This is a genomic window from Chitinophaga flava, assembly GCF_003308995.1.
GTDB classification, from domain to species: domain Bacteria; phylum Bacteroidota; class Bacteroidia; order Chitinophagales; family Chitinophagaceae; genus Chitinophaga; species Chitinophaga flava.
Window position 1 is genome coordinate 1,848,385 of sequence record NZ_QFFJ01000001.1, and the last position, 19,039, is coordinate 1,867,423.

15 protein-coding genes are annotated in these 19,039 nt (G+C 47.2%); 7 read left to right on the forward strand and 8 right to left on the reverse strand.

From position 1 onward, the window contains the following. Nucleotides 1–4: 4 nt before the first annotated feature. From DF182_RS07425 to DF182_RS07440, 4 genes are all read right to left on the reverse strand, one after another. Nucleotides 5–3,394, reverse strand: a complete 3,390-nt coding sequence (locus DF182_RS07425; RefSeq protein WP_245957387.1) for a SusC/RagA family TonB-linked outer membrane protein — start codon at nt 3,392–3,394, stop codon at nt 5–7. A gap of 31 nt (nt 3,395–3,425) precedes the next feature. Then, nucleotides 3,426–4,391, reverse strand: coding sequence for a FecR family protein (locus tag DF182_RS07430; protein ID WP_113615015.1), 966 nt, complete (start codon nt 4,389–4,391; stop codon nt 3,426–3,428). A gap of 46 nt (nt 4,392–4,437) precedes the next feature. Then, entirely contained in the window at nt 4,438–5,037 is a 600-nt protein-coding gene (locus DF182_RS07435; RefSeq protein ID WP_113615016.1) for an RNA polymerase sigma factor, read from the reverse strand. Nucleotides 5,038–5,270: 233 nt separating this feature from the next. Continuing rightward, nucleotides 5,271–5,855, reverse strand: a complete 585-nt coding sequence (locus DF182_RS07440) for a hypothetical protein (protein ID WP_113615017.1) — start codon at nt 5,853–5,855, stop codon at nt 5,271–5,273. Nucleotides 5,856–6,098: 243 nt separating this feature from the next. Between DF182_RS07440 and DF182_RS07450 the strand changes: the two genes are divergently transcribed. After that, the gene (locus DF182_RS07450; RefSeq protein WP_113615019.1) at nt 6,099–7,142 is read left to right on the forward strand and encodes an ArsO family NAD(P)H-dependent flavin-containing monooxygenase; all 1,044 of its coding nucleotides are present in this window, start codon (nt 6,099–6,101) and stop codon (nt 7,140–7,142) included. A gap of 14 nt (nt 7,143–7,156) precedes the next feature. On the opposite strand, the gene DF182_RS07455 is transcribed toward DF182_RS07450, so the two are convergent. Continuing rightward, nucleotides 7,157–7,972 carry a carcinine hydrolase/isopenicillin-N N-acyltransferase family protein gene (locus DF182_RS07455; RefSeq protein WP_113615020.1) on the reverse strand — a complete coding sequence of 272 codons (816 nt, stop codon included), beginning with the start codon at nt 7,970–7,972 and terminating at the stop codon, nt 7,157–7,159. A 136-nt stretch (nt 7,973–8,108) separates the two neighbouring features. Here DF182_RS07455 and DF182_RS07460 point away from each other — a divergent pair, with 136 nt between their 5' ends. After that, on the forward strand, nt 8,109–8,933 hold the full coding sequence (locus DF182_RS07460) for a carboxylesterase family protein (RefSeq protein ID WP_113615021.1): 825 nt from the start codon (nt 8,109–8,111) through the stop codon (nt 8,931–8,933). Here the strand turns inward: DF182_RS07460 and DF182_RS07465 are convergent. Further along, on the reverse strand, nt 8,930–9,664 hold the full coding sequence (locus DF182_RS07465) for a DUF4397 domain-containing protein (RefSeq protein ID WP_161964083.1): 735 nt from the start codon (nt 9,662–9,664) through the stop codon (nt 8,930–8,932). The two genes, DF182_RS07460 and DF182_RS07465, sit on opposite strands and share 4 nt — an antisense overlap. A 222-nt stretch (nt 9,665–9,886) precedes the next feature. Here DF182_RS07465 and DF182_RS07470 point away from each other — a divergent pair, with 222 nt between their 5' ends. The 4 genes from DF182_RS07470 to DF182_RS07485 all read left to right on the forward strand — a co-directional run bounded on the left by DF182_RS07470 (nt 9,887) and on the right by DF182_RS07485 (nt 16,649). Beyond that, a complete protein-coding gene (locus tag DF182_RS07470; RefSeq protein WP_113615023.1) occupies nt 9,887–10,561 on the forward strand; it encodes a response regulator transcription factor in 675 nt (224 codons plus the stop codon). 4 nt (nt 10,562–10,565) lie between these two features. Then, entirely contained in the window at nt 10,566–11,915 is a 1,350-nt protein-coding gene (locus DF182_RS07475; RefSeq protein WP_113615024.1) for a sensor histidine kinase, read from the forward strand. A 242-nt stretch (nt 11,916–12,157) separates the two neighbouring features. Beyond that, the gene (locus DF182_RS07480; protein ID WP_211327075.1) at nt 12,158–15,202 is read left to right on the forward strand and encodes a SusC/RagA family TonB-linked outer membrane protein; all 3,045 of its coding nucleotides are present in this window, start codon (nt 12,158–12,160) and stop codon (nt 15,200–15,202) included. A gap of 13 nt (nt 15,203–15,215) precedes the next feature. After that, nucleotides 15,216–16,649, forward strand: a complete 1,434-nt coding sequence (locus tag DF182_RS07485) for a RagB/SusD family nutrient uptake outer membrane protein (RefSeq protein WP_113615026.1) — start codon at nt 15,216–15,218, stop codon at nt 16,647–16,649. Nucleotides 16,650–16,737: 88 nt separating this feature from the next. On the opposite strand, the gene DF182_RS07490 is transcribed toward DF182_RS07485, so the two are convergent. Next, on the reverse strand, nt 16,738–17,592 hold the full coding sequence (locus DF182_RS07490) for a c-type cytochrome (protein WP_113615027.1): 855 nt from the start codon (nt 17,590–17,592) through the stop codon (nt 16,738–16,740). Nucleotides 17,593–17,712: 120 nt separating this feature from the next. Between DF182_RS07490 and DF182_RS07495 the strand changes: the two genes are divergently transcribed. Continuing rightward, nucleotides 17,713–18,138 (forward strand): SRPBCC family protein, encoded by a 426-nt coding sequence (locus DF182_RS07495; protein ID WP_113615028.1) that lies wholly within the window; start codon nt 17,713–17,715, stop codon nt 18,136–18,138. Nucleotides 18,139–18,183: 45 nt separating this feature from the next. Here DF182_RS07495 and DF182_RS07500 read toward each other — a convergent pair whose 3' ends face one another. After that, nucleotides 18,184–18,963 (reverse strand): patatin-like phospholipase family protein, encoded by a 780-nt coding sequence (locus tag DF182_RS07500; protein ID WP_161964084.1) that lies wholly within the window; start codon nt 18,961–18,963, stop codon nt 18,184–18,186. Between the last annotated feature and the right edge of the window lie 76 nt (nt 18,964–19,039).

Here is a 19,039-nt window from a genome sequence, read left to right on the forward strand (position 1 = left end):
TTGATCAGAATTTAACATTAAGACCCAGCGAATACACACGGGATACAGGGAACTGTCCACCATCGAGGCCTACACCGCCCACTTCAGGGTCCATTCCGGAATATTTGGTAAAGGTGAGCAGGTTGTCACCGCTGAAGTATACACGAAGACCCTGGTTCCAGCGCATCTTGTTGAAGGTGTAGCCTATCAGCAGGTTTTTCAGGCGCAGGTAGTTACCATTTTCCAGATACCAGTCAGAAGCTGTCTGGAAGTTTTTGTTGGGATCTTTGGCAGAGATACGTGGAATATTGGAGCCGGTATTATCAGGAGACCAGGCATCCAGTATTTTGTCCCAGCGATTGTAACCCTGTTCAGCTCCGTTGAGCGTGCTCTGTTTGAAGGCATTGAACAGTTTTACACCACCAACACCCTGCAGGAAGAGGCTCAGATCGAAGTTTTTCCAGGTAAAGCTGGCAGTAAAGCCATAAGTCAGTTTAGGGAAGGCATTGCCCATATACACTCTGTCAGCATCATCAATTTTTCCGTCGCCATTCTGATCCACGAATTTCAGGTCACCGGCTTTGGCATTAGGCTGTATTTTCTGTCCGTTTTTCGTGTAGGCGTTGGCTTCAGCATCTGACTGGAAAATGCCGGCAGACTGTATCAGCCAATAGGAGTAATAAGGTTGTCCTACTTTGGAGCGGTAAGGAGACAATACATTTCTCCAGCTGTCGGAGTGTACCCAGAATGAGTTAGGGTTTTCATCGATATATAACACCCGGTTTTGCAGGGTAGCCATATTAGCACTCAGGTCGTAGCCTACAGCACCTATTTTGTCGTGCCAGTTCACAGCCACCTCGATGCCTTTGTTACCTATTTCACCCTGGTTGATCAGCGGGGCTTTGAGGCCGAAGGTATTAGGCCAGTAAGTATCCTGCTGTTTGATGAGATCGTAGGTACGTTTGTCGAAATAATCAGCGGTGATGTTGAGGCGTTGTTTGAGCAGGCTGACATCGATACCGATATCTGTTTGCTGGGATGTTTCCCAGGAGAGGTTAGGATTGTTCTGCACTTCGGTGTACAGTGCGTTTACACGGGGAGCACCATTTCCGATCTGATAGGTATAATTATCTTTCAGTTTAGGATAACCGTAGTAGCGGTCAACGGAGCCGATGTTACCGATGCGGCCCCAGCTGGCTCTGATTTTTACCAGGTCTACTGCAGCGACATGAAAGAATGGCTCAGAGCTGATTTTCCAGGCGGCTGTCACACCGGGAAAACCTTTGGCACGGTTACCGTCGGCCAGTCTGCCGGCGATATCATAACGGTAACTACCGGTCACGAAATAGCGGTCGGCCCAGCTATAGGAGATTCTTCCTACATAAGAGGCGTTTCTGTCTTTCCATTCATCATCTGTTGGACGGTCCTGATCGAATATACCGGCGTTCACAAAAAACCGTGCCCAGTCAGCTTCATTTTCGAAGCCTCTGGCGGCAGTGGTGAAGTTGCGGTTGCCAGCTTCTTGTGCTGTCATAGACACCATCGCACCGATGTTGTGTTTTTTGATGATTTTGTTGTAGTTCAGGGTATTTTCCCATATCCAGGAATATCCTTTATCAGAAGCATAGGACAGTCTGTTTTGGGCATTTGTTTTTCCTGGCTCCAGTCTTTTAGGCTCAAAGTTTTTCCAAAGGCCGTTGTTCTGGCGGTAGGCAAAGCGGGATAAATAGCTCAGACCCGGGATGATATCAGATACGTTCAGTTCTGTTACAGACTGCAGGTCGCTTTTTTTATTGTAAGGCTGGTTGCGGAGCAGTGTAGCTACCGGGTTTACAACGTCTCCATGGATACCAAGGTATTTGGAATCGATGGGTCCAACGCCGCCGAAAGAGCCGTCTGCATAATAAGGGGTGGCAGCACGTGGCATGTAGATGGCGGAGAGGATAACGCCGGTGTAACCGCTGGCGGTTTCAGCATCTCTGTTATCGTTGTTGTTCCAGAAGATATCCTGCCGCAGTTTTACTTTTTTGGAGAATTCATAGTTAGCATTAAAGCGCAGGGAGATATTCTTATTATAAGTATTGAGGAGGGTTCCTTCTTCGTTTTCATAGCGGGCCTGCAGGAGGGTGGAGAATTTTTCTGTACCTGCATTTACGCTGATGTTATGACGTTGTATCATACCGGTACGGAATATTTCCTTCATCCAGTTGGTACGGGTCACCTGTGCATAAGGGTTCAGGGTAGAATCCCATCCGGGCAGTGGTGGCTGGCCTGCATTGATATAGGCCAGGTTAGACACATTTGCTTCGTCTTCAGCCTTGAGGGATTGCAGGGTACGCCATGCCTGTTTGGCGCCTACAAAGCTGGTATATTGTACGTTGGGTTGTCCTTTGGTAGCCTGGCGTGTAGTCACGAGGATAACACCGGAAGCACCGGAGAAAGCACCGTAGATAGCTGCGGAAGCCGCATCTTTTAATACAGTAATGGATTCCACATCGGCCGGGTTATAGGGTGCGTTGGGCACACCGTCTACTACGTACAGTACACTTTCCTTACCACGGGAGCCCACACCGCGGATCACCACGTTGTTGGATTCGCTGGTATGGCCACCGTTGCTTACTACGGTGATACCAGGCACTTTACCCTGGATCATGTTGGCCACATCGAGTACCGGGCGTTCCTTGATTTGTTTCATATCGGGTACTACGGCAACGGCAGCGGAGAGGTCTCCTTTTTTGGCGGTGCCATAACCTACCACTACTACTTCATTCAGGGAGCTGTTGCTGGTTTTGAGTACCAGGTCGATGTGATTGTTATTACCGGGAGTGAGTTCTGTTGTCTGATAACCTACATAACTGAAGCTCAGTACAGGATTTTCGGTATCCACGGTTATTTCGTAGCGTCCTTCGACATCGGTGATGGCTCTGTTTTTTGTGCCTTTCACCCAAACGGTTACGCCGGGGATAGGTTCTTTATTTTCGGTGGTTACACGACCGGTGATTTTATGTGCTGTGATCTGTTTACCGGAGGTCGTTGTTTCCTGTTGTTGTTGTCTTTTGCGGAGCAGGATTGCTTTGTCGCTAACGCTGTATTCTATATCAGACTGGTTGCTGAGCAGATGCAGTGCTTCGTTGAGGGTGATATTGTCTGTTTTGAGATTTTTGATAGTGATACCATCAAAATCTTGTTTGACATAGTTGAAAGTGAAGCTGCTCTGGTTGCTTAATGCTTTTAGCACCTGCGAAAGGGAAGCGCTGGAAACGTCCAGTTTAACCTTTTCGTTCAGGTTGTTTTGTCCAAAGCCAAGGGTGGCAGGAAGCAGGCAGCAACCCAGCAACAGGGCGCGTTTGATGCCAGACATGGCAGGCCCGCCGCTGCGGACCTGTTGGTCCGAGACTGTAAATTTCCTTTTCATATAAGTTGTTTTTCGGAGTGTTGTAGCTTTTTTAAAAAATGGTCACTTCTCTATCGGAAATTTTATACTGTTTACGACTGATGTAACATAAATTGTCCAGCATTCTGGTGAAGCTGTCTGTTTTAAATATGACTGTAATATTCTTTTGTATGTCTGTTGTATTTTTCCATTTTACAGAATAACCATGACGGTCGCAGAGCCTGGTGACTGCGTCTTTCAGCGGGATGTCGGTGGCGGTGAAAGCGCCGTCTTTCCAGGCAGCTACCTTGGCGGCATCGGTTTCACTCACATGCATCAACGTTTCTCCACTGTTGTAAGCGGCGGCATAGCCGGGTTTTAATACAGTAGCCACGGATTTGTTTTTACGGGCTTCCACCTGTACTTTACCCTGCAGGAGTGATACCCTGGTAGTTTTTTCCGCTGCATAGGCTTCTACGTTGAACTGTGTGCCCAGTACGCGGATGGCCATATCCCTGGTATGGATGATGAAAGGGTGTTTGTCGCTGGCATGTACATCAAAAAAACCTTCACCCGTGAGCGTTATACTGCGTTCATGCTGGTTAAAATCTTTTTTCCAGGATACGGTAGCATAAGCATTGAGCCAGATATGAGAGCTATCGGGCAGTGTTACCTGTTTGATACCGGTGGTATTATTAGTGATGGTCACCATACCGTTTTGGGCCAGGCTGCCGGATATACGGGCCGGACTGCCTTTCCACAGCCATGCAGTGCCTGCCAGCAGCAGTATACTGGCAGCAGCAGACCACCTGATACCCGGGCGGCGCCACCATGGCATAATAGCCGGAGGCAATGCATTTCTGAAACTGGCCAGGAACTGTTCCCGCAACAGGTCTGCTTCCAGGGCAGACAAGTCAGGTGTCCCTTCTCCCAAACCATTATACCACCGGTCGAGGATCTCCAGTTCTTCAGGGCTGCATTTCCCTGCATGAAATTTTTCTAACAGGGCCTGAGCCCCTGGATATTTTTGTGGTGTCATCTACTGAAGAATACCCGGGAGCAAAAAAATGTTAACTACGCCAACGTTAAGGAATTGTAAACAACACCCAGGAGGCCACCAGGCTGAGTGCCAGGGAAGGATTGGCTTTGATATGTGTTTTCACCTGTTTCAGGGCCCGGCTGTATAATACACGGGCGGAAGCCGGGTCTATGTCCAGCATCCCGGCAATCTGTTGATATGAATAATGATGACGGACTCTTAACGTCATCAGCTGCTGCTGACTGGGTGACAAAGTATCCAGCGCTTCGTTTAATACAGCTTCCTGCAGCCCATATAACTCTTCCTGGGCAAAGGCGCCGGGCGTATCCAGCGTATCCTGCAATAATGTTTCCAGCTGTTTCAGGTGGGCCTGGTAACGGCCATTGGTACGGTAGTATTTAAATATGCGGAGTTTCAGCGCATGTAACAGATAAAACTCAAGACCTTCATCTTTCGGAGCTGTATCCCATTTCTCCCATAAAGAAAGAAAAATATCCTGCACAATATCAAACGCATCGTGTGCATTGGTTTTGGCCACCGCAATGGCCAGGAGCTTGTTCCAGTAAGCAGCCACAGATTGCTCAAAAGCCAGCCGATCTGCCACAGTACCTGCTTTACAGGAAGTAATTGGTTTATGCACGGTCATAAAAAGGAAATATAACTGTCACAACAAAAGTAATCGTTCAATATTACGTGGATATTAAGTTTATGCCGATTGGTCCTGTCTTTTAATATATTCCTTCCCGTTAATGGCCTTTTTTATAGTGCATTTACATCGTCTTCATACAATTTATAAATTTTCTCAATAAATACAGCATATCAGGGCATAAAAAAACCTGGCTTCTCGCCAGGTTTTGAATTTTGTGTATGTAATATAAATTAATGAGCCCAATTAAAACCACTTACATTAAACTCCATCTGCCGTACGCCTGAACGATAGAATTCGGCTTCTATCAACACTTTTTTAGCTGTCTTCATTCGTGCAATGAACTTTGAAACATTATCAATAAACAACACTTTTGTATCTCCATCATTTGCATTAGATGTGCCAAAAGTCATGGGTTTATCGTCATCAAATCTCACTTTAATATTCTGGCCTTGAAAGCTGGAATTAAACTGTCCTTTTGACACCATTAATAACAAATTATTCTTTTTGTTTTTATTTCTGAGATACAATGTTGCCGTAGAACCGCCCTGGTAAGGGAACTCAAACTGCAACAGTTCATTGGCATCCACCTCTGCATGGTAAACCTTGTCAGAGGTCATTTTATCTTCGTCTTCAGAATATCTCCAGGCACTGGCAACGGCAGCTTCGCCTTCTTTGGGGTCGGTTCCGGATACTTGCACTTTAGTTGAATCGTTAACAGCCTTGGTAGCCTTTCCAACTTTCGCCAGATTTGAGATGAATCCAATGACAAACAGCGCTCCGAAAACAATCAAAACAATTTTTACAACTTTTTTCATTTATTATATTTTTTTTCAATTCAATGTATTGATAATTGAATAAAATTGCGAATGCTTTTTAACCTCAGAAACATTAACATCCAGTACCACAGAGGATTAGCGCAGAAATACAGCAGTATCTTTACTGACAACTTTTTTATCAAGTATCCTTTAAAAACAATAAATGATCTCCCTAACTTTTTTGCCAGACAACATATAAAGGATTATTACAGGACCTTTGTAACGGAACACTAATTCAGGAAGATGGAATATGACGTGATCATTATCGGAGGAGGCCAGAGTGCACTGGCAGTAGCTTATTATCTCAGGCGTACGTCCCTGCGTTATTTACTATTGGACAGTGAAGCCCGCCCTGGTGGCGCCTGGCAGCATGCCTGGCATTCTCTGTCGTTGTTCTCTCCGGCGCAATGGAGCTCACTGCCCGGCATATTCATGCCAGGCGGACAGCAGCATTATCCCAGTCGCGACGAAACCATCCACTATCTGCAGGAATATGAAAACCGGTACCAGTTTCCGGTACAAAGACCAGTGAAAGTACTGAGCGTAGAAAAAGAAGGAAACATTTACCTCCTGCAAACAAGCGCCGGCAGCTACCGCGCGCGCGCAGTGGTGAGTGCTACCGGTAGTTTTGCCAATCCGTATATCCCGGATATTCCCGGCAAAGACCTCTTCCTCGGCAATATCCTGCACTCCTCCCAATACCGCGAACCAGGCGCTTTCAGCGGACAACGGGTAGCCATTGTAGGCGAAGGTAATTCCGGTGCACAACTGCTCGCTGATATATCACCAGTCGCCGATACCCTGTGGATTACACGACAGGCACCCGAATTCCTGCCCGACCATATCGATGGCAAATATCTTTTTGACGCAGCCACCATGCAATATGAAGCTATGCAGCAGGGGAAAGACTTTCAGCGTCCTTCCCTTGGCCATATTGTGATGGTGCCTTCCGTTAAAACAGCCAGGGCCAATGGTGTGTACCAACACTATCTACCCTCTTTCGACTATTTCTATCCCGAAGGAATTGGCTGGAAAGATGGAAAAAAAGAAACAGCCGATGCCGTTATATTCTGTACCGGCTTCCGCCCTGTACTCGAACATCTTCGGCCACTGGGTATTATCCATCCCAACGGAAGGATAGAAACCAAAGGCACCAGAGCCACCACCATAGCAGGTTTGTGGCTGGTAGGCTACGGACAATGGACCGGCTTTGCCTCTGCCACCCTGATCGGCGTAGGCAGGACAGCCCGACAGACTGTTGATGAACTCAACAACTATCTGCAATAACCCCTAACAACGGGTTATTGCAGCCGGATGGTTTGTTCCGTTGGCTTTGCAAATTCAGCCTTCAGGTCCAGCTTAGTGAGTTTCGAATTGTCCAGTTTATACACCAGCACCAACTCCATGTCCGTGATATTGATAAAACTGGAATACAGGGTACCGTATTCCCGATGATGAGGGCCCATGGCTTTGGGCTGTACAGCCCTGGCGGCAATATTTCCTATTTCTTTGAGCCCTGCCGGCTTTCCAGCGGCCTGCAGTTGTTTCACCGCAGCCTCCATCGCAGCATAACGCGGACAGGGATAATTTCCTTTTTCCTTATCAGTTAACAGGAAGTTGGTTGCCATCAGCACATTGTCTTTAATATTGATCAGGTTTCTTTTGCCATCTACCCACTCTACCACAGTGGCATGTCCGAACCTGTCTCCCAGCAACATATGGCCATCTGTGAGCGCCACCTTCTTTTCTTCCAGCAATGTAAGCGCTTCTTCTACTGTGCTGCAAGTCGCCAGTATCTCATCACCCAGGTTGCCGGAAGGATTACTGTATCCTTTTATCCGTTTCTCCAGCGGTGTGGTAGCCCCATCAAAAAACAAACCTGCTTCATTCACCCCTCCCTGCGCTCTGCCATTCCATCCGTACCATAGCCGGGCCAGCTGGTTATCTTTATGCGGAAGAATTTTAATATAAGGGTTTACATCATACCAGTAGTCTTCATTATTCACTGCATAAATCTTTCCCGTTTGTGCATCTATGTAATACAAAATAGAACAGGCTGCAGCAGGCAATACGCCTGTGAACAAACAAAGCCAGCAAAGCAGGATGAAAGGTTTCATGTTGTGAGGTTATTTCAGTGAATTTAAATATTAATTTCCTTCTTCTTCCTGAACACTGTTGACTCACGATAAATTTCATTTATCTTTTTTCGGTATCGGTAAAGAGAATCGTTAGCTTTACGATATACCTTTTTTCATGAAAAAAAATATTTCCGTTTTCGCCCTATTGGCGTTACTGCTGTCGTTAGCCGTTGCCGCCCAACAGCAGCCCACAGCCTATTCCCTGGTTCATTCCACCGCAAACCCCAAGCACGTTGACAGTATAAAAGCCGCTATCCGCGGGATAGACGCGCATGTTTTTCAGCCTTATCAATTCAGGACTATCAAATATCGTTTACTCACACCACTGTCTGTTGGTCGCAACAAACGTTATCCACTGGTGCTGGTGCTGCATGGTTCCGGAGCGGTGGGCACAGACAATATCAGCCAGCTGGGTATACTGGCTAAGATGTGGGCCATGCAGGACATCAGGAAGGACTATCCCGCATATGTAGTAGCACCACAGTTTCCGGAGCGTTCTTCCAATTATGTGATGGATAGCATTCGGGGGATGCTGGTATCAGTACCTGGCCCCAATACCAATACGGTGTTACAACTCATTGATTCCTTAAAGCAGGTATTGTCTGTGGATACCAACAGAATTTATGTGATAGGTTTTTCGATGGGCGCGTCCAGTGTTTACAACAGCATTGGTCTGCGGCCAGGTCTCTTTGCGGCCGGGGTGGCTGTTTCCGGCATACCCGACTTCAACCACCTGCCGGTGCTGGCTTCCACGCCATTATGGACTATCCATGGCAACGCAGACCATGAAAATCCATTCCGCACTGATTCCTTGTTACAGCAAACGCTACGGGGCAGCCGGCAGCGCTTCTGGGAAGCAGACCAGCTGGGCCATGAGATATACAGTGAACTTTATACCACGGCTATATTACCGGCATGGTTGTTTAGTCAGCAGCGTTAATGCCTGATCAGCCCGAGATCCAGTGAATAGGGCGGTTGGCCGTTCATCAGTCCTTTCAGATAAAGGGTGATGGTACCTCTGTCGGCGAGTTTTACACGGGGAATATCGAGAATAGTTTCCATGATGTCTCCATGGAGCTGTTTTACTTTCACCTGGTAGACACCTCCTTTCACCGGTTTAAAACCGGCCACCTCAGCGGGTTTACGGATATTAGCCAGATAAGGCATAGGAGTCGCTGTGAGGCGTACACTGTCTGTTTCCTTAAAGATATCTACCAGTACAGGGGCCGCATCGGGAGAAAGATGCAGAAAACGTACCTGGGCCTGGCCTATGGCTGGCGCTGGTATATTATCGGGCACCAGGGAATAGTTAAGCCTGGAAGGGCTGCCCTGGAGTGTATCATAAATAAAAAGAGAATATTTTTTCCCCTGTTCCACGCACAGATTATCGGCTATCACCACTTTACCATCTTCGGTTTCCACCATCAGGTCGTCTGTGTCTAGTGTGGTAATACTTCTGTAGGCGTTACCATAACGGTTGCTATAGCTGCCGTAGGGAAGTTTGTTCACTCGTTTTCTATCGTTATACACTACGTTTACCGGGCCCGCCTGGGGAGCCGCATTAACAGCCATCAGCAATGCCTGCTGGGCTGCAGGCTTGTTTTTATCCTCCTTACAGGATAAAAGTCCAACAGCAGCAAAAACAGTTAACAGCAAGGTATTCTTTTCCATGATCATCCATTAAATACAAAATGCAGGCCTGACACTGCATTTAAAAAAAGGGCGAAATTAGTTAATCTCTACTCATAAGACATTAAAAAAAAGAAGCCCCCCTATTGCTTATCATTTATTTAACAGGCATCTGAGATTAAAACTCTCTCATCCTGGATTAGAATCCTCTAATGCAGCGCTATATATTCAGTAGTCCCCTTAATTTAGCCCCACATTACTATTATGAATATCTTATTGATAGAAGACGAACCTAGAGTAGCAGCGTTTATCAGAAAAGGACTGGAAGCACATCAACATACGGTAACTGTAGCATACGACGGACAGGATGGTTGCCATGTAGCCATGCAGTATGATTATGATCTGGTGATACTGGACCGGCTCTTGCCTACCTTACATGGACTGGAAGTATGCAGACGTATCAAATCCCATAAAAAGGGCCTGCCGATATTGATGCTCACTGCATTGGGAACCGTCAGGGACAAAGTACAGGGCTTTGAAAGCGGCGCCGATGATTATATGCCCAAACCCTTTCATTTCGATGAACTGCTGGCACGCATCAATGCGCTGCACCGTCGCGGTCAGACCGTAACTCCGGCAGCAGTGTACCGGGTGGCCGACCTGGAACTGAACTGCTATAACCGTACCGTGTTCCGGGATAATAAAGAGATCTTTCTAACTGTAAAAGAGTTCTCTCTGCTGGAAGTGCTGATCACCAATAAAAACAGAGTACTCTCCCGTGCACATATGGCAGAAACAGTATGGGGCATTGACTTTAACAGAGGTACCAACCTCATAGACGTATATATCAATTACCTCCGCGCCAAAGTGGACAAAGGTTTCTCCAAACCGCTCATCCATACCGTTATTGGCGTAGGATATGTATTGAGAGAAATGTAACAATATGACTGTAAGAAACAGGTTATCCCTGCAATTCACTTTTTTGTTTGCCGTGCTCCTCTTCATCCTGCTGGCCGGCATTTATTCCCTGGTGGAAAGAAATCGTAAAATCAGCTTTTACGATAAACTGGAAGACCGGGCCATGACCGTGGCCCAGTTTTATCTCGCAGAAGATAACCTTTCACAGGAAGGTTTCCTCGCAGTCTTAAAAAAATACCCCCGCTCCCTTAATCAGGAAGTAATCAGAATTTACAACAACCAGTTTGAACCGGTATTTATCAAAGAAGATACCGTACGCTGGGACAAAACCACCCTGCAACAGGTGGTTAGCCAGAAACGGATACGCTTCACCCGCAATGGACAGCAGGCCTGCGCCATCTATTATATGGATAACTCCGGTAACTTCATCATCGTAGCCACCGCAGTAGACAGCAACGGTATCGAAAATATGCGGCAGCTGGCCTGGATCATGAGTATAGCCTTCCTGTTATCATTATTAATTACGTATATACTAGGCCGTATTTTCTCCCGCATGGCCCTGAGTCCCATCAATCACGTCATCGATAATGTAAGGACCATCCGGGCCACCAGCCTCGATAAACGCTTACATGTCAATGCTCACAAAACAGACGAAATAGATGAATTATCCATCACCATCAATCATCTGCTTGAACATCTGGAACAATCATTCGAAGCACAACGAGTGTTTATTGCTAATGCTTCGCATGAGCTGAGAACACCTATCACCGCCATTTTGGGAGAAGCAGAAATAGCCCTCCTGCAGAACAGAAACACCGAAGAATATAAAACCACACTACGAAATGTAGTGGAAGACGCCACCAAACTCACCAGCCTTATCAGCAGCCTGCTGGAGCTGGCCCAGGCCAATATGGACAATAATGACCTCCAACAGGTAAGCATGAACGAACTGCTGTGGGAAGTGGTAGATGAATGGAGCAACAACGGACATTATCCCGTGAAAATAGTCTTCCGCTTTGGTCTGGATGTATCGAAGGTAACCATGCAGGGACATCGGCATTTGTTGTTTCTCGCTTTAAGCAATGTCGTTAAAAACGCGATTAAGTTTTCAGCAGGCGAAGAAGTATACTGCGAATTGAATGCCACCGATACACAGATTCATGTTACCGTCAGCGACAAAGGCATCGGTATCCCGGAAGGAGAAACAGAAAAAATATTCCGGCCGTTTTATCGCAGCGCCAATGCTATGTCCTATGCGGGTTTTGGCATCGGACTTTCTCTCACTGAAAAAATTGTACGCCTGCACAACGGTGCTATTCACGTACATTCTTCTTCCGGGGCAGGCACTACATTTCGTTTTGTATTTCCCCGATAAATTAAGACAATATCCATATCTGATACATCAAGACCCTGGCTCCTAAACCGACCAGGGTCTTCGCATGTTTATTACAATTCCAAACTTTTCCCACATTAAAATTTCCTAATAGCTTTCTAACGGTTTCCCCGCCTGGTCTTAATTCTCTTCTAATGTAGTGCAGCTAGCTTTGCATCCGTATTCAACAGCCTATCTCTTACTTACTAATTACACGATTAATTATGCAGATCAAATCTATTTTCTTGTTTGTAGTTCTGCTGGTATTATCCATTACCGGTATGGCCCAGCAACGGACCATTAAAGGTACGGTCATAGACTCGCTCACGCAGCAGCCATTGATCGGCGTGAGTGTGTCTGTGCCCGGCACTCCCAATGGCGTAGCAACAGATGCCAACGGCCATTATACCATTATGATGCCCGGAGGGAAAAACAATCTCCGTTTTTCGTATATAGGTTACAGTGACCTTTCTGTAAAAGCCATCTCCGGCAACGATGTAATGGATGTATCTCTTTCATCCACATCACAGGCGCTTACAGGAGTAGTGATCACCGGTTACACACAGCAAAGCAAATCCCGCACCACCGGCGCTGTCACCAGTCTGCCTGTAGCTATGACCACACAGGCACCGGTAGCCTCCTTCGATGTAATGCTGCAGGGACGTGCACCCGGTTTATATGTCGGTACTCCTACTGGTCAGCCCGGTGAAGCCGGCAGGGTATCTATCCGTGGCCTAGGCTCTATCAACGGAGATGTTAACCCTTTATATGTAGTAGATGGTGTGCCTGTAGCCAACAACTCCTTTGCCGCCCTCAACGCAGAAGACTTTGAAACCATACACGTATTAAAAGATGCAGCCGCCACCGCACAATACGGCTCCAGAGCCGCCAATGGCGTCATCGTGATCACCACCAAAAAAGGAAAAGCCTGGGAAGATGGAAAAGTGCGGGTCAACTACCGCGGCCAGTACGGCGTATCCAATCTCAACAGCTCCAAATGGGATATGATGAACACCGATCAGCGGCTGCAGTTTGAAGAAATACTGCAAGACCCCAGCATGCCAGGATGGGCTTATTCCAAAAATAATCCCAACAAAATGGTGAATGGTACGCTGGTACCTAAAACAGCGGAAGACTTTGCCTTTGGCACCCAATATCTCGATAGCCTCCGGAAGATCAACACCGACTGGCGCAAACACCTGTTACGCCAGGGCCGCATCCAGACACATTCCCTGAATGTTTCCGGTGGCAACGAAAAAACAACTTTCTATCTCTCCGGTGGATATTTTAATCAGCAAGGTATTGCGCTGAATTCTGGCCTGGAGCGTTATAGCCTGCGCGGCAACATACAAAACCGCAGCGGCAGATTTAAAACCACATTGAACATCGGTATCTCCACCGCTACCATCAAATATATACAGGATGAAGGTGTAGCAGAAGAAGGCGGCGCAGCTGTCGGCGGCGGCGGCATCACCGAAAAAAATCCTATCGCAGCATTATACTATGCATTACCATATGAGTCTCCTTATGGCAAACCAGGTTCCGGCCGCTATGGCGCCAATGCACTCGACGCCTATGCCAACAGTCTGAAAAAAGATAACCAGATAAAAGGCGTGATGTCTTTGAATGAAACCGTAGACCTCAGCAAAGAGTTTCAGTTGACCGGTACTGTTGGTATGGACTTCCAGCAGAACAACACCACCGAATACCTTACACCTGATTCCTGGTATGGTAAACTGGTGAGCAACGGTAACCAGGGCTCTTATCAGAGAGGACTGAACAACCGCCTTGGACTGGTGGCCACCGGCGGATTACGCTATAACAAACAATGGGGCAAAAACCATGAAATAGAAGCCAACCTCTTATCTGAAATCAATAAAATAAAAGGTAACGGTTTCGGCTACACGGGGTATGGTCTTGTTTCCGAACTGCCTGGTACACCTGCTGGTATTACTCCCGGCACACCGGATAACAACTTTATTCCCACCCTCAGCGGACAAACAACACCCAACAGATTACTGGTATCACAGATTGGACTGTTCCGTTATTCCTACGGTGACAAATATACGTTTTCTGCCAGCCTGCGCCGCGATGGATCTTCCCAGGTGCCTGCTAACAACCGTTACAAATTCTTCTACGCCTTTGGTGGTAACTGGAACATCCTGGCAGAAGATTTTATGAAAGAAACACATGCCTTCAGCACCCTGCGCCTGAGAGCCAGCTACGGTCTTACCGGCAATGCCGGTGGCTTCACCAGCGACTATGGCTTCAGAACCTTATACAGCCCTGCTGATTACAACGGTAATAAAACACTGGTTCCTATTACACCCGGCAACCCTGCCTACAACTGGGAAATGAACCGTATCGGCGATGTGGGACTTGAGTTTGGTTTCTTCCGCAACAGACTGCGTGGTGAAATAGATGTGTACAACCGTGTTACAGAAGGTTTGTTTGTAAACCGTAACCTCTCCATCACTACCGGCTTTGCTACGATAGCCGCCAATGCCGGCAAAGTACGTAACCGTGGTATAGAGCTGATGCTGGAAGGTGATGCTATCAAAAACAGAGACTTCTCCCTGACCCTGGGCGTGAATCTGGCCTATAACAAAAACAAAATTCTGAGTCTGGGTGGAGAAGAACAGATCTTTGCCGACGAAGCTACTATGAACATGGTAGGCCGTCCGCTGGGCAGCTTCTACGCCGTACGCTGGCAAGGAGTAGATCCGCAGACAGGTGCACCGATCTATCTGGATAAAGAAGGAAAAGAAACCAATACCTACAATCCCGATGATGCCGTACCGATGAAGGCCACCTACGATCCGCCACTGATCGGTGGTGCCACAATGAGCATCCGTTACAAACGTTTCGACCTGTCTATGCTGGTGAGCTTTATCCATGGTATGTCCCGTCTCAACTATCCTGACCTGTATGCACACTCCGGCAGTCCCAACTACCGCCAGTACAGCCAGTCTAAAGACATGCTCAGCATATGGCAGAAACCAGGCGATGTAAGCCAGTATCCCGGCGCACAGTATGCCACTTATTTTACTTCCAGAAATGTGACCAGTGCGGATTATGTGAAGTTGCGCAATATCACCCTCGGATACAATGTACCTATCCCTGCACGCATGACCGGCGCCATCCGTAATGTTAAAGTGTTTGCCAGCGGCCAGAACCTGCTGTCGATCATGAAATGGCGTGGCTTCGATCCGGAAGATGCCAACGATATCGCACAATACGAATACCCGATGCCTCGCACTATCACCGGTGGTATCAATGTAACCTTCTAAAACCTGATCAGATATGAATTACGCTATTATAAAAAGGGCAGTGACTATTTTCACTGCCGCCACTTTCACCCTCTACTCCACTTCCTGCAACAAGATGCTGGATGTAAAACCTACCGACCAGGTAGATGGTAATGAAATTTTTAATTCGCTTACAACTGTTAACCGCGCCGTCCTCGGCGTTTACGCCGGATGGCAGCCGGAATCCACCTTACGCATCGGCTCCGTGATGGCAGACGAATGCAGGATAGGGTTAAAAAATGCCGGTGTGAACGGCTCCGCCCAAAACCTCTTCAGATGGTCGTTTGCAGGTGGTGATGTCGAAATCGCCAGCCCCTGGACCAATGCCTACCAGGTGATCACCCGTGTGAACCGTATTCTGGAAGGACTCGACAAGGTGCCTGTCAACAACGATACAGAAGAACAGCAGAAACAACAACTGCGTGGTGAATTGCTTGCCATCCGCGCATTTGAACACTTTGAGCTGTACCGCAATTTCAGTTATGCCGGTGTATACCAGGCCGATGCACCCGCAGTGCCTTACGTAACCAGCCCGGACATCGAGAACAAACCATCAAGGCCCGCCGCAGCTGAGTTTTTTCAGCAACTGCACAAAGATCTCGATGCTGCCACCACCCTCACAGGTGATAATGAAGACGTGACACGTATGGGTATCCAGGCCGTTTATGCACTGCAGGCACGCGTGGCCTTATACACCGGCAACTGGACAGCGGCCGCCGAAAACGCCACCAAAGCCATTGGCAAGTCCCACCTCGCCAGCCGCGCCGAATTCCCCGCTATCTGGACAGATGCGAGCAATGCGGAAGTTATCTTCAAACTGAAACGTACCAACCTCAGTGATCTGCGCCCCGGCGATATCTGGAAAAACGCCGGCATTGGTATTGTGTACTTTGCTCCTTCCACTAAGCTGTTAAAGGCTTATGATGATGAGAACGATATCCGCTACAGCAGCTATTTTGACAACGACCCGGCACTGGCTGCAGATGGTCAGCTGGCTGATGTTGTTAAAAAATACGCCGGTGCAGAAGGCGCGGAAAACCGCAACGATGTGAAAGTGTTCCGTGTGTCAGAAATGTATCTCATCCGCGCAGAAGCCTATCAACACCTGGGGCAGCTGGCGGAAGCAACAGAAGACCTGAATACGCTGCGCCTGGCCCGTATTACAGGATACGAAACACAAACCTACACCGATCCTAAAAAACTACTGAACGATATACTGGTGGAAAGATTCCGGGAACTGCCCTTCGAAGGGCACCGGTACTATGACCTGAAAAGACTGGGATTACCGATACAAAGGGATGAGGCCGACCTGCAAGCCGGAGATACACAGACAGACCTGTCAACTTCCGCACTGTATTACTACCTGCCTATCCCGCAGTCAGAAGTATTGAGTAATCCAAACATTAAACCCAACAACAAAGGTTGGTAAGCGATCAACGGACGTAATATCGAAAAATGGGGCTTTATTAACAGAAATAGGAATATGATGGGGGCGGTTTTCTACCGCCCCTTATTTTTTATATAGATTTGAGATATTGAATGATTTCCTTCACTTCTTCCTGTTTTAAGATTTCAAAGTTGGGATGATGACGTATATGCTGCCATTTCTCATACACTTCCATGGCTGTTTTATCGCCACTATCACGTAGTGCATCTCCGTTGGTGATCATCTTGTACAACCATTCTTCACTTCTTATTTTTCCGATTCCCTCCATTTTAGGACCTACCAGATCGACTTTAGCATTATGGCAAGATGCGCAGTTTTGTAAAAAAAGAGCTTTGCCTTCCAGGGGATTCTTCGCCATCAGCTTGTCATATGCAGCCTTATCAATGATCTTTGTCTGTTTCGTTTTATAGTCGGTGATTTCTTCTTCATAAACCAGTTTTCCCTTCTGATAAAAAGAAGTAACGGCCAGCTCCGTCTCATCATCCCAGCGGTTGGTATTTTCCTTAAAAACCTGTTTTCTCGCCAGTGAGCCATCTTCATTATAAAACTTCCAGGTACCGGAGCGGAAACCATTGCGATAAAACTTTTCGAAGGCTAACTTACCACTGGTAAAAGTGGCATAGGCACGCCCTTCCGGCACTCCTTCTTTCCAGAAACGATAATCGGATATCTTTCCGTTTTCATGATATACCACATCATCGCCGGTAAGTCCTGATCCATTCTCGTGATAGTTACTGATACGCCGCCGTTTACCGCTCTCATAATATTCTTTCAGGATTTTAAGATGATGGGCGGAGTCGGGATACATTTCTGACTGTACTTTTTGCGTGCCGGGGAAATAGGTCCTTTCAACCTTTTGTGCATTGGCCAGCGATGTTGACAAGGTCAACAATAATACAGGCAGGATTTTTTTCTTCAGATTCATAGGTAATCAGGTTTTAGAAATACTTGGCGGAAAACGCCTCCCATTTGTCGTTTTCACACATGATGTATACAAAGGAAGCGCAGTAAGTTTGCAGTATCGAAACAATTAAACCGCTATACAATGTCTACCGAAAACAAAAGCACCATCACCGTAGAAAGCACTATTCACGCGCCTGTGGAAAAAGTATGGGAATACTGGACCGCGCCGGAACATATCACCCAATGGTGTTTTGCTACACCAGAATGGCATGCGCCGGAAGCACAGAACGATGTTCGCACCGGCGGTAAATTCAACACTACCATGGCTGCCAGAGATGGTAGCTTCAGCTTCGATTTTGGCGGTGTATATACTGATGTAAAAGAACATGAACTGATCGAATACGCCCTCGCTGACAACAGAAAGGTAAGAATCACTTTCAGTGCAGAAGGCAACAACACCAAAGTAGTGGAAACATTTGATCCGGAAGATACCAATCCGCTGGAAATGCAACGCGGCGGATGGCAGGCCATCCTTGACAACTTCCGTAAATATACCGAAGCCAATTAATGGCCTATGTCCGGAATGTACCGTTGCTGCTGCATTCCGGACATACTATACAAAAGGAACTTCTTCCAGTCGCGTCCTCGTATATTCGAGACCGGTAGTATAGATGGCATCGAATTTACCGAAGTCGAACATACCGAACTTTCCTAACCCTGCCGGCTCTACGAAATAGCTGCACAACATTTTACTTTTCTGTACCGGCTCCCGGATAGCCATGTGTAAAGTCCGCTCTACATTGGCCATAAACCCACCTGCCGGATCATAAGGTATGAGCGGATTGACGTGTACACCAATCACATCTTTATACTGATGCAGCAAAGGTTCTACCGGCAGGTTACCGGAAAGTCCGCCATCCACATAAGCCACCCCTTCGATATCCACCGGCTGAAACAACAGCGGAATGGAAGATGCCGCCAGGATAGCGGGTATCAGCGGCCCCCTGTCGAAAACAGCCTGTTCACCTGTAACAAAATTGGTAGCCGTAATATACAAGGGTAACGGTAACGATTCGAAAGTAGTATGCCGCAGCGTTTTCTGCAGCACCTGCTCTACCTTCTTCAACGACAAAAAACCGGAACGCCAGTTTTTCCACTCCATAGACAGTCCCAGCTTATGTTGCTGAAAGATCGTTCTTACCTCATCAGTCTGGTAACCATCACAGATAAAGGCCGCAGCGATAGAACCAGCGCTGGTGGCCGCAATAGCTTCGGGAAAAATTTGTTTTTCGGCAAAGGCTTTTAATACACCCAGGTGGGCATAACCGCGGGCACCACCACCAGACAAAACAAAAGGACGCAGCACAGGTACTTGGGATAAGGTTGAATTCATGCGCTCAATATAGAAAATTTTAATACACCGAAACATTTCTCCCGTTCATTTCCGGACAAACGGTTGTCCATATACG